This is a genomic window from Holdemania filiformis (assembly GCF_003459085.1).
In the GTDB taxonomy this organism is placed as follows: domain Bacteria; phylum Bacillota_I; class Bacilli_A; order Erysipelotrichales; family Erysipelotrichaceae; genus Holdemania; species Holdemania filiformis.
The window spans coordinates 78,201-89,839 of the sequence record NZ_QRUP01000008.1 but is presented as its reverse complement, the minus strand read 5'-3'; the positions used below and the strand labels follow the sequence as shown (position 1 = coordinate 89,839).

Here is an 11,639-nt window from a genome sequence, read left to right as displayed (position 1 = left end):
GAATAGTTATCTGTCGTTTTCGATCCATCTTCGCGCCACGCTCAGGTCCCGCTATTTTAATAACCCTTGATCGACCAGAAACTGCCGCGCGACATCGTCGAGATTCTTTTCTTCAATGTCAACCTGATAGCTTAAATCAGTCATCGATTCGTTCGTAAAGATATTATCCAGCAAGTGCAGTGTCGCTTCCAGATCCGGCGCAATCGCTTTTACACGTTCAAACAAGTCTTCCTGCACAACGATGACGCCGTTATATTCCGGGAAGAAATGCTGATCATCTTCCAGAATCTGCAGCTGAACTTTTTTATTTCGGCCATCGGTGGCATACGCGACGGTAACATCCGCATTGCCGCTTTCCATTGTGGAATATTTGAGGCTCAGATCAACCGGCCGCGTGTTTTTAAACGTCAGGCCGTAAAAAGTGGTAAACGGATCAAATTTCATCGTGCCTTCATCGTCAAAAAATTCATGTTCTGCGCTGAAGACCAAGTCCGGAGCGACGGCAACCAGATCGGTAATGGTTTTTAAATTGTACTTGGATTGAATTTCTTTCGGAACTGCGACGGCATAGGTATTGTCCAGCCCCAGCTTATTCACCATGACAAGTTTATCCTGTTCCTGAAACAGTCCATTCGTATAATCAAACAAGGTGGAACCGGCCGGCACTTCCGACGGATCCCGGTGCAGGAATGTCGTCAGCACCGTGCCGTCATAGCTCATATACACGTCATAGACCCGTTTTTTCATTTCATTGTAAGCGTTGACCGCAGTCATCTCTTCGCCGATACTGACGGTCAGATCCGTACGGTCCTCCACCAGCATCTTGATCATCCGATGCACCAGCTTCTGTTCCGTAACGCGGCCATCGACAATTTTGATCACATTTTCTTTTTTGGAACTGCAGCCCGGGATCAGCAGCAGGCAGAGCGTCAACAATAAGGCTAGTCCTTTTTTCATCATCTTCCCTTCCTTTCTTATCGGGTTCTTGCATAAAGCCGTTTCTCAATGAAGCCCATCAGCGTGTCGAAGAAGACTGCCATGATCATCAGGGAAACGGTTCCGAACAAAATCAGTTTCATATTCATATTGGCCATGCCGCGGTAGATCACTGTCCCTAGACCGCCGCCGCCGACAAAGGTTCCGAAAACCGCCGCGCTGATCTGATTGATCACCGCGATGCGGATCCCGGTAAAGATGACCGGGAAGGCGATCGGCAGTTCTACATGAATCAGCTGATACAGCTTGCCCATCCCCATTCCTTTGGCCGCTTCCTTCACCGCCGGATCGATGCCGGACAATCCGGTATACGTGTTGCGAACGACCGGAAGCAGGGAATAGAGGAACAACCCGACGACGACCGTCAGCTTATTGCCGCCTAAGAAAATCATAATGATGCCTAACAGCGCCAACGACGGAATCGTCTGCAGCACATCCGTGATTTTAAAGATCACGATTTTGAAGGTCTTGTTAAAATAGGCCAGGATCCCGCACGGCAGGCCAAACACCAAGGTCAGGCAGATGGCCGCCACAACGACGCTGAGATGATCCACAATGACATTTATACTCATCCGCGCTTCCCTCCTAACCCTCGCGGCGTCAGCCGTTTTTGAATCCAGTCCACCAGCGCACCCAGACTCAGCGCCAGGATCGCCGCCGGAATGGCGCCTGTCAGAATCAGCATGTTGTTATTGGTTCCCACGCCCCGGTAGATAAAATCACCCAGGCCGCCCAAACCGATCATCGCAGCCAGCACCGCCCAGCTGACAGTATAAATCGTCGACAGCCGAAGTCCGACAAAAATATTCGGCATTGCCAGCGGCAATTCAATCTTGATCAAAATCTGCAGCGGCGACATCCCGCAGCCGCGGGCGGCTTCTTTCACTTTTTCATCGACGTTCAGCAGACCGACATAGGTGTTCTTCAGAATCGGAAAGACCGCGTAAATTGTCAGCGCGATCAAAACCGTCGCCGGTACCATCCCTACATAAAGGAACAAAATACCGACGAAGACAATTCCCGGGATCGTCTGGAATATGGACAGAACTGGCAGAATATAACCTGAAATCTTAGGAACCCGGCTCAGCAGGACGCCGAGAATTACGGCGATCACAAAGCCGAGCGTCACCGGAATCAAAACGTAATAGAGATGTGTGATTATGGCTTGAATGAGATCCGCGCCATATCGGTTCGCCCATTCCATCATCCCTGATCACCCCAAACTACACTCGCCAGCGCTTTTGACATGCTCGTCTTGGTGATGATACCTTTCACTACATTTTCATTATCGACGACCAGAACATACGGCAAATTGGTTTTTGTCAGCCAGTCAAAGGCCTTGCGGGCTTCATCCTGCAGATGAACTGTCGGATAGTCCGTACGCATAACCTTGCCGACAGATTCGCCGGCGACGCCTTCGCTTTTCAGCATGTCAATCGTGACGACGCCTTTGAAGTGATGGGATTCGTCGGTAATGACAAGAGAATCAACTTCGCGGTGGCTCATCATTTCAATACATTCCAATGTCTTGCGGTTTTCGGTTGTCGTGTAGACGCGTTTTTTCATCAGGCTTTCGCAGGTCATATCTTCTCCCTGGCTGCGGTAAGCCGCGCTGTGTTTGCCCATGAAATTCCGGACAATTTCATTGGCCGGGTGCCGCAGCATTTCTTCAGGAGCGGCATCCTGCTGAATCACGCCTTTATCCATGAAAATGATCCGGTCGCCCATTTTAATCGCTTCATCCATATCGTGAGTAACAAAGATAATTGTGATGCCCAAACTTTTCTGCAGCGCTTTAACTTCATCCTGCAGCGTATCGCGGGTAATCGGATCCAAGGCGCCAAATGGTTCATCCATCAGGATTACCGGCGGTTTTGCCGCAAGAGCCCGAAGTACGCCGATTCGCTGCTGCTGACCACCGCTGAGCTCATTGGGATATTTTTTTGCATTTTCTTCATAAGGCATGTGCACCAGTTCAAGCAATTCGTGAGTCCGCTGGCTCATCTCCTCTTTTGACCATTTCAGCAGTTTAGGAACAACACAAATATTTTCTTCTACAGTCATGTTGGGAAACAAACCGATTTGTTGAATGACATATCCGATATTCCGCCGCAGCTTTTCGCCGTTCAGTTCATGTATGCTTTTTCCATTGATCAGAATATCCCCGGAATCTGCTTCGATTAATCGGTTGATCATTTTCAGAGTTGTTGTCTTTCCGCAGCCTGAAGGTCCGATTAAAACGACGAATTCTCCATCGTTAACCGTCAGATTCAAGTTATTGATTACGGGTACGCCATTATATTGTTTTACGATATTCTTTATCTCAATCATCTTTATCCCTCCTCATTTCTTTCTCCATTTATGTGACAACTTTATTTTATCATAAGGTTGTCACTTTATCAATTCCTCCTGAAATCTCTTTCATTTAATTTTCACTTTTATTTCAAGAAAAGAAAGAAAAAAATCGTTCGTTATTGAACGATTTGGGAACTAACGATTTCCGCTGAAGAACTGTTCGACCCGGATAATACAGTCTTCCTGGCCAATAAAATAAATGATATCCCCCACATGTAATCGAGCATAAGGCCCTGGAGAAAGAGCCAGTTCTTCCTGATGCCGGATCGCGATGACTGTCGCCAACGTGTTATGCCAGAAATTAATTTCAGAGAGATTTTTCCCGATGTGATTCATGGTTTCGGTCAATTCAATTTGATAGGGAATGAAAGGATTCAACGCTTTGAAACGTGTTACTGTATCCAGCAGGCTTTCTAATTGGTTTTTTATTTCATTATTTCTTTGATTTTGTTCGTTAAGCGCTTCGATTAAACCTTCCTTCATCGCGGATATTGTATATTCTTCATCAAATTGACGGACATACATTACGGCGTTCTCCGGCGATTGAATCACCACGCCTACGCCTTGAATGGATTCCACAATTTTCATATCGCAAAGAACACAAATAGCGCGGCGCGCTGTTTCACTGGAAACGTGGTATTGTGAAGCCAGGGAGGAACGGGCAAAAATTTTATCTCCTATTTTATATTCGCCGCCGGCAATTTTAGCAGCGATATCCGCTGCGATTTGTTGATAGCGCGGGGCATTCTTGGCTTGCATCGGGATCACTCCTTCTTCTTTAGTATACCACAGTTTACTAATTATCAGAGTCTATTTCAAAGGAATTCCTAAATTGATCGGAGATGGCTGTGTTTATTCAGTCTTAAGATACCAATCGGAGGTTCGCATCATATCTCTAATATTTAATAGATTCTACCTCATAGATATTTGTCTCATACTTCCTGTATACTTCGAGATTTGATCAACATTACATTTATAAATGCTATCACCTAATTAGTTATGTTCCCTACAGTGAGTGCTGACAATTTGACTTGAATAGATCTAACAGTAGCACCCTGTATTCTGAAATTTCAATCCACGTATCATACGCAAACGATGCGACAGACCCAGCTTAAAGCAGTCATGGAGAATTTGACAGATTTCAATCCACGCATCGTACGCAAACGATGCGACGTGGCGATGTGCACGCCAATTGGCAGCATGGTCGAATTTCAATCCACGCATCATACGCAAACGATGCGACTAGTGACAAGGAGGCGTTGGATAACGCCAGAGCATTTCAATCCACGCATCGTACGCAAACGATGCGACACACAGAGAAAAGAACCCAAGAACTTTCCTTAAGTATTTCAATCCACGCATCGTACGCAAACGATGCGACCTGCGGCTTCTACCGCAGCGTTGTAGGATTTCTCATTTCAATCCACGCATCGTACGCAAACGATGCGACGTGGACGTATTAACCGGTATCGTTCTCAACGATATATTTCAATCCACGCATCGTACGCAAACGATGCGACGCATAACGATGCCCAGGTCGCGTCAGAGATTAGCATTTCAATCCACGCATCGTACGCAAACGATGCGACTCGTTCCGGTATTGTATGAATTCTGATACCCGGTATTTCAATCCACGCATCGTACGCAAACGATGCGACTATTTCCTATCGCTGTAATAGCCCCTATTGTAGACCATTTCAATCCACGCATCGTACGCAAACGATGCGACATCCTTCCCCTGTGAGGATGTGGGGGCCGATGTGCCATTTCAATCCACGCATCGTACGCAAACGATGCGACGCATTTTAACTCTTGAATAATATCTGCGTAATTATTTCAATCCACGCATCGTACGCAAACGATGCGACGGGTGTTCGCGTCAAAGCGCCATGGAGACACGTTTATCGATTTCAATCCACGCATCGTACGCAAACGATGCGACTTGTTCCCGATTATGAGCTGGATCGGTTTTTGAAAATTTCAATCCACGCATCGTACGCAAACGATGCGACATAAAATTAATTTGCACCGAATTCGGCGTATCAATTTCAATCCACGCATCGTACGCAAACGATGCGACAAGTTCGGCGCGTAAGGGGTCGAGCCTAATGGCATTTCAATCCACGCATCGTACGCAAACGATGCGACAATAAGATATCGGATATCATTCAGCGAGTAAAAATTTCAATCCACGCATCGTACGCAAACGATGCGACTAATTTTGATCCAGACTTATACTTCCACCATGTTCCGATTTCAATCCACGCATCGTACGCAAACGATGCGACTAAATCATCGATAATCTGCATGTCGATATTCAGATTTCAATCCACGCATCGTACGCAAACGATGCGACCGGCAGTTTTCCGATCTGGATCGGGGATCTGGACATTTCAATCCACGCATCGTACGCAAACGATGCGACTGCAAATAAGAAACAAAAATATAGAATATAGTTTCTATACCAAAAACTTACTAAATTTCTGATTATCTTTTCATAAGTTGGTAAATGCCGATATATCCCGTATTTTAGGGCTTTATCGGTATTTTCTTTTTGGAAGATACCTTGCATAAGCTGGCATTTACCAGCATGAAAATGCAACCAAAAGTAGTAAATGAGTAGTAAATATAAGCTCCGATATTAACAAGCCAGTCTTTCCAGTTCTGCTTTTGCAGATTGAAATGTACCGTGTGCATAATAGCCAAGTGTCATGGTTATGTTAGCGTGTCCCATGAGATATTGCAGAGTGTTAGGGTTCATTCCTTTGTTTGCCATATTCGTACAATAAGTATGTCGGAATGAATGTGGTGTGATGTTCGGTAACTTGTCCGTGTGATACTTGTTATACTTCTTAATCAGTCCTCGCACCATGCCCTCATAGTTTCCTGCAACTTTAGGCAAGCCCTCACGGTTTAAGAATAGAAAATTGCTGTAACCACCTACAATCAGCGGTTGTGCTTTTCCTCTGTTCTTTAGTATTCTTTGGATTGCTTGATAAGCCCGTTCTGTCAATGGAAGTTCCCGTTTTCCGTTTTTGGTCTTTGGCGTTTCAATATAGTAGCCGATTTCGCTATCTTTCAATAACTGATGGTCTATATTGAGTATTCTGTTCTGCATATCAATATGCGTCGTCAGTCCGCAAAATTCAGAAATACGAAGTCCCGTTTCCAGCAGAAGCACAATCTCATCATAATACTTGCTGTAAATCTTATCCGTTTCCATAAAGGCAAGCAGGCGTTCTTCCTGCTCTGGTGTAAGGATAACTTTCTGCTCCGTATCATCTTCCAGAACATCACTTAGCTTAAATTCAAACGGGTTCTTTCTGATACAGTCGTCTTGTATCGCCATGTAAAATGACGCTTTCAAGGAACGCTTATAGTTATCAATCGTTTTGTAGGCATATCCTTTTTCACTCATTCTGATAGCCCATTCTTTAGCGTCCGACTGCTTGACGGTATCAATCGCTCTCATACCCAACGGGTCATTTTTCAGAGCGTTCATAAGATACTGTCGTCCTTTTTCAGTAGCCCTTTTGATGTTCTTTCTTTGGCTGTTCTTCTTGTCGTAGAGCTGGCAGACTGTCATTTTACCGCCTGCTGTGTCGATACCGTCGTTAAGGTCTTTTTTTATCTGTGTTTCTTTTTCCCTCAACGATATATCATCACGTTTTCCAGCAGGTGTCTTGTCTGTCGGTACAAGTTTCCAAGAATAAATAAATTGTGGCTTTCCGTATATATCGGTATATTTATAAACGTATCTTCCGTCTTTTCGCTGGCTCTCTCCATTACGCAAATTGCGATTTTTACTGTCTTTTCGTTTTACATTAGACATAGTGTAAAGCTCCTTTCCGTCATGGAATGAGCCGTGATACGCTATACCTTATTATACCATATCTACGGCTCAATGACATTAGATTTCGTCCAATGTATCTATGATTTTTTCAAATTGTTTTCGCTTAATCTGAATACGGTTGCCGTTCACGATAACCCAGCCAGCGTCAAGATTTTCTTCGGCTAATTTACGCAATTTCTTTTCGCCAATGCGGAAGTATTTAGACGCTTCTTCAATCGTCAGCGTATATTTTTCCCAGATAGGCACATCAGTATTGTTCATAATCTATGCACCCCCTTTACTGTGTGTCATTTTTTACAAGCAGGCAGACGGCTTTGGAAAACTCCGTTAGTATCTCAACTATTCCCATTCTTGTGGGCAGAACCGCACCATGCGGACGTATCATTATTCTGTGAGGATAGGTCGTGGCAAAACGACTTTTCCAACAGTCGCTCTCGGATCACTGCGTGGGTCGCTCGCTTTCTTTTAAAAGGTCGTGGCGTACAGTTCCCGTGGCTCGCTATCTCACAAACGTATCTGTCTGCTTTATTCAGTTGTCAAAGAGCTGTAGCGAAAGCGTGTTGCTTTCATGTAGAAGCAGGGGCAGAGCAGGAAAGAGGGGGACATTAAATCATGCTCCGCTAAAAACTGCTTATTTTTCTGGTTCCAAGTCCATATCTTCAATATTAAAACCTAAAATCATTTTGATAAGTGCTTCTCTGATACGTCCTTTTAATTCCATGTCTACAACAATATAAACATTGCCATATTCGTCATAAAGTGAACGTAAACAGCACTTTGATATGTACGGGTCATAAAATGCCAGCAATTTCTCAATCGCTTTTTCGTTTCCGTCCATAGCTGATGAAATCAAGTAATAGGACGGCTTTTTAAATAACTGTTTCATTTTCTAATGTTCCTCCTTGAGTATTTTTTTCATAATTTCCAAAGCGTGATGTCGATTTCTAAATACACCGCTTTGCGTGATTTTCTGCAAGTTGGCAATTTCACTTTCTGTCATTTCCAAAAAGTAATACATCAACAGAGTATTGCGTTTTCTTTCTGGAAGTTTCTTCAATGCTTCTGCCAATTCATCATCAAGGACACGAATATCAATGCCACATACTGAAAAGATTGTATAATCTGTTTCGTAGTCGTCCCAAACAGTCATTTTATCAACAATGACATCTGGCAATTCGCTGAAAGATATTTCTTTATTTTTACGACGGTTTAATTCCTTGTAATAATCTTTCACGACACTACGAACAACTTTCTTTAAACAACTTTCAAAACGACATTGAACTGTTTTCTGGAAGTCAGACGGTTTCATCAATCTCACCCCCTTTCCTTTATGATTTGAAAAGTGTTTATCCCTCTTTCCGCACCATATAAGGACAGCTAGGTGTGATTTAATGACCTCTTTTGAAAAATTTTTAAGTTTTTTTCGGGTATGAAAAAAGCCCGCACAAAACATATAGTCTGTACGAGCTTTTTATTTAATAACTTAATTAACTCATTAAATTTAACTTGTGATATTTCATTAAACTTAGCCTGATTTTAAGTGCGAACATTCCAGGCATTTCATGTTTACTTCAGGTTCGCACTAAACTATTATTCAAATGATAAGTGGATCATTGACATCAAAGCTTGGCTTTACCCCTATGTGAATTACTTTATTTTTATATTTATTGCCGAGAATATAAAATCTCAAACTATCAACATTTTTATCAATCAAGCCCTCCAACAAATGCTGCACTTCTATTAATTTTGCATTATCCAAAGAACATTCAAAAACTGAGTTCTGGACTCGCAGGCCATAATTAACACACTGCTTAGCAACTTTCCGCAGACGCGTCCGCCCCGCTTTCGTCTCCGTATTCACATCATAAGTAATTAAAACCAACATAAACTGCCTCTACTTCCACATAAATGGCGGATAAGCATCTAAATCCCCCCTTAAGTAGCGTGATAATAATTGAGCTTGCAGATAAGGAGCTAATCCCCAATTCATTTTTTCTGACAAATAGGGATGTGTTAATTCTTCATTTTTCTTAAGCTGCCAGGCTTGGATTACTTTTTTTCTTCCATCATCATTTAAATAAACAGCGCCATTCTCATAATCAAAGAAATCACAGCTATCTATCTCTTTACGATTAATTAATGACAAAACAAAACGATCTGCCAGGCAAGGGCGGAATTCTTCCATCAAATCCAAAGCCAACGACATTCGACCGGGACGATCAACATGAAAGAAACCAATATAACAATCTAACCCCACACTTTCCAACGCCGAGGCACAGTCATGAGACAACAATGTATAAACAAAAGAAAGCAGGGCATTCACCTTATTTAAAGGAGGCCGCCGGGTTCTTGTAGTAAAAACAAAGTCTTCTTTCTGACGCAAAATCAAATCATCAAAACTGCTAAAATACAATTTCGCTGCCGTACCTTCAAAACCACGCAGTTCGTCATGACTCTGCACCTTCTCAATCGAATTGAGTATTTCACTCAATTGTTTGGAAATGGCTCGCATTTTCTCAATATCAATTCGCAGCGGATAATCCCGAATAGCACGTTCAAGAATCCATTTACTGTTATAAACTTTGGCTAAAATCATATTCTTCGCGATCAATAGACTTTGCTGATTATTCTCGGAAACAAGTATTTGCTTTTTTCTAAGTAAAACATTACCTTGATATTCTCCAACGACACGGCCTAAAAAATAGCCTGCAGGTGAAAGAAAACTGAGCGTTATATTCTGTGACATACATTTTCCCATTAATGCCGGACTGATCCCCTGATAATTAAACATGACAATGCTGCTTAAATTATGTAATGGAATTCGTTTTATCACTTTTTGCTGATTCAAAATAACAACATTCTCACCATCTAAAGAAAGATAAACATCCGGCAGCGTTATATATAACGTATTTCCAATTTTTCTCATACTTCTTCCTCATGCAGTTTTCTTGTTATATAAGCTTTCGCTGATTCCACAGTCAATCCTGGCAAACAAATTTCTTTCAAAGAACAAGATTGGCATTTTTTACTCTTCCTTACTTTTGGCGTTAATCCTTTGGATAAATACTGATGCATCATATTGTAATCTGTTTTTACCTGATCGCGTAATTCCTGAGATAAACTGACCTCTTCCCTTCTTCTAGTTTCATCATAATATAAATAACCAATATTAACCTCGCAAACCAACATTTCTTCAAGACACATAGCTTGAGCGCAGTGCTGTAGCCGATCAGCGTCAATTGTTTTACTATGTCCCTTTTTGTCTTCCACAGGAATAGGTTTATACTTTCCATCAAAGTGAATGAGTGGAACTCCATCTTCATCCTGATGGAATTCCACCACATCACAATACCCATTTATTCCCAATATCTTTGAATAAACAGGCAAATTCCGAGTGATAATTACTTTCCCTCTTTTTTCAAGCTGTGTTTCATCATGTGCTTTTTCATGAACAATTTGACCTAAAATAGTAAGTGAATTGTCCTCCCAAAGCTGTTCGACATGAATCAAAGCCCATTGTCGGGGGCAAAAGCTGAAATGCTGGATGCCAGCTAAATTTAAATATTGATCTTCGTTATAATTCACTGATAATTTCCGGAGTCAGTCCTTCAAGGTTATGAACGATAATTTCATAATCTTCTATTTTACTGCCAATTTCCACATTCTCTTTTCTTCGTACTTCTAAACTACGATGAACCTTTGCTGAAGAATACTGCCCTGATGGACAATTATGTCGCCACCAGATTACTTCCAGAACCTCCATGCTGCCGTCAGGACGTGCCGAAGAACAATCATTTTCAAACAACGTAATCAGGCATTGTTTAATTTGCTCAGCATCCTTCTCACTAAATCCAGTTTTCTCTGCCAGCTGACAATTAATACTTCCATAAGTCACATAAATTCCAAAGTCTACCGTATTCTTTGTTCCCATCGTATCTGAAGATTTTTTATCACCGGTAACACTATTCACGCTCTTGGTAATCTGCATCTCATTCACAAAAATTGGATCAACACTGATCGCTGGATGAATTGAAACTGGACCTCTTACACCGATTGAAACTCCTTCGCCTTTAGCTCCGCCTGCGTTTTTAAAAGCGAAAACCTGGCCAAAAGCTCTCACATCAAACCACTGTTTACAAGCTGCAGCGGCTGCTTTCTCTTTATCTTTTTCATTTTTAAACGCCGCGCAAGCATCCGCCCGATCCTTCAAGCTTCGATAGGAATCTAAGTTCTTATCATCACTTTGAACAAAAACATTTTCACCAAGATCCATCAACCGATTTCTGATTTTTCGTTTCAAGCAAACGTCACTGATTTCTCCACGACCGTCCAACGTCGTTCGCGGACGATTGCCATTTAGTGGATCTCCATTCGGATTGGCATTCTTTACTGAAAAAACAACCGCAAAATCAATCTTGTTCGTTAAACTCATACA

General features: G+C 42.4%; 13 protein-coding genes and 1 CRISPR repeat array. All 13 genes read right to left on the bottom strand.

Features of this window, described 5'->3' with window-relative positions; all coding sequences use genetic code 11:
- Positions 1-51: 51 nt before the first annotated feature.
- Complete coding sequence (locus DWY25_RS08100; RefSeq protein ID WP_244925951.1) at positions 52-957, bottom strand: glycine betaine ABC transporter substrate-binding protein; 906 nt, start codon at positions 955-957, stop codon at positions 52-54.
- 17 nt (positions 958-974) lie between these two features.
- Entirely contained in the window at positions 975-1,568 is a 594-nt protein-coding gene (locus tag DWY25_RS08095) for an ABC transporter permease (protein ID WP_117894810.1), read from the bottom strand.
- Positions 1,565-2,203 (bottom strand): ABC transporter permease, encoded by a 639-nt coding sequence (locus DWY25_RS08090; RefSeq protein ID WP_117894809.1) that lies wholly within the window; start codon positions 2,201-2,203, stop codon positions 1,565-1,567. The genes DWY25_RS08095 and DWY25_RS08090 overlap by 4 nt, the downstream gene beginning before the upstream one ends.
- Entirely contained in the window at positions 2,200-3,327 is a 1,128-nt protein-coding gene (locus DWY25_RS08085; RefSeq protein WP_072684727.1) for an ABC transporter ATP-binding protein, read from the bottom strand. The genes DWY25_RS08090 and DWY25_RS08085 overlap by 4 nt, the downstream gene beginning before the upstream one ends.
- 159 nt (positions 3,328-3,486) lie before the next feature.
- Positions 3,487-4,110: a GntR family transcriptional regulator gene (locus DWY25_RS08080; protein ID WP_117894808.1), complete on the bottom strand. Its 624-nt coding sequence runs from the start codon at positions 4,108-4,110 to the stop codon at positions 3,487-3,489.
- Positions 4,111-4,418: 308 nt separating this feature from the next.
- Positions 4,419-5,776: a CRISPR direct-repeat array (repeat unit 35 nt; unit sequence ATTTCAATCCACGCATCGTACGCAAACGATGCGAC).
- 216 nt (positions 5,777-5,992) lie between these two features.
- Positions 5,993-7,183, bottom strand: a complete 1,191-nt coding sequence (locus DWY25_RS08075) for a tyrosine-type recombinase/integrase (protein WP_009319881.1) — start codon at positions 7,181-7,183, stop codon at positions 5,993-5,995.
- 78 nt (positions 7,184-7,261) lie between these two features.
- The gene (locus DWY25_RS08070; RefSeq protein WP_002347229.1) at positions 7,262-7,465 is read right to left on the bottom strand and encodes an excisionase; all 204 of its coding nucleotides are present in this window, start codon (positions 7,463-7,465) and stop codon (positions 7,262-7,264) included.
- 370 nt (positions 7,466-7,835) lie between these two features.
- Positions 7,836-8,090 carry a helix-turn-helix domain-containing protein gene (locus DWY25_RS08055; protein ID WP_009319880.1) on the bottom strand — a complete coding sequence of 85 codons (255 nt, stop codon included), beginning with the start codon at positions 8,088-8,090 and terminating at the stop codon, positions 7,836-7,838.
- Positions 8,091-8,093: 3 nt separating this feature from the next.
- Positions 8,094-8,513, bottom strand: a complete 420-nt coding sequence (locus DWY25_RS08050; RefSeq protein WP_002322726.1) for an RNA polymerase sigma factor — start codon at positions 8,511-8,513, stop codon at positions 8,094-8,096.
- Positions 8,514-8,798: 285 nt separating this feature from the next.
- Positions 8,799-9,089, bottom strand: coding sequence for a CRISPR-associated endonuclease Cas2 (cas2, locus tag DWY25_RS08045; protein WP_117894807.1), 291 nt, complete (start codon positions 9,087-9,089; stop codon positions 8,799-8,801).
- A gap of 9 nt (positions 9,090-9,098) precedes the next feature.
- Positions 9,099-10,130, bottom strand: coding sequence for a type I-C CRISPR-associated endonuclease Cas1c (gene cas1c, locus DWY25_RS08040; RefSeq protein WP_117894806.1), 1,032 nt, complete (start codon positions 10,128-10,130; stop codon positions 9,099-9,101).
- Entirely contained in the window at positions 10,127-10,789 is a 663-nt protein-coding gene (gene cas4 / locus DWY25_RS08035; protein ID WP_117894805.1) for a CRISPR-associated protein Cas4, read from the bottom strand. Before cas4 ends, cas1c begins: the two co-directional genes overlap by 4 nt.
- Positions 10,779-11,636: a type I-C CRISPR-associated protein Cas7/Csd2 gene (cas7c, locus tag DWY25_RS08030; RefSeq protein WP_117894804.1), complete on the bottom strand. Its 858-nt coding sequence runs from the start codon at positions 11,634-11,636 to the stop codon at positions 10,779-10,781. Before cas7c ends, cas4 begins: the two co-directional genes overlap by 11 nt.
- Positions 11,637-11,639 lie beyond the last annotated feature (3 nt).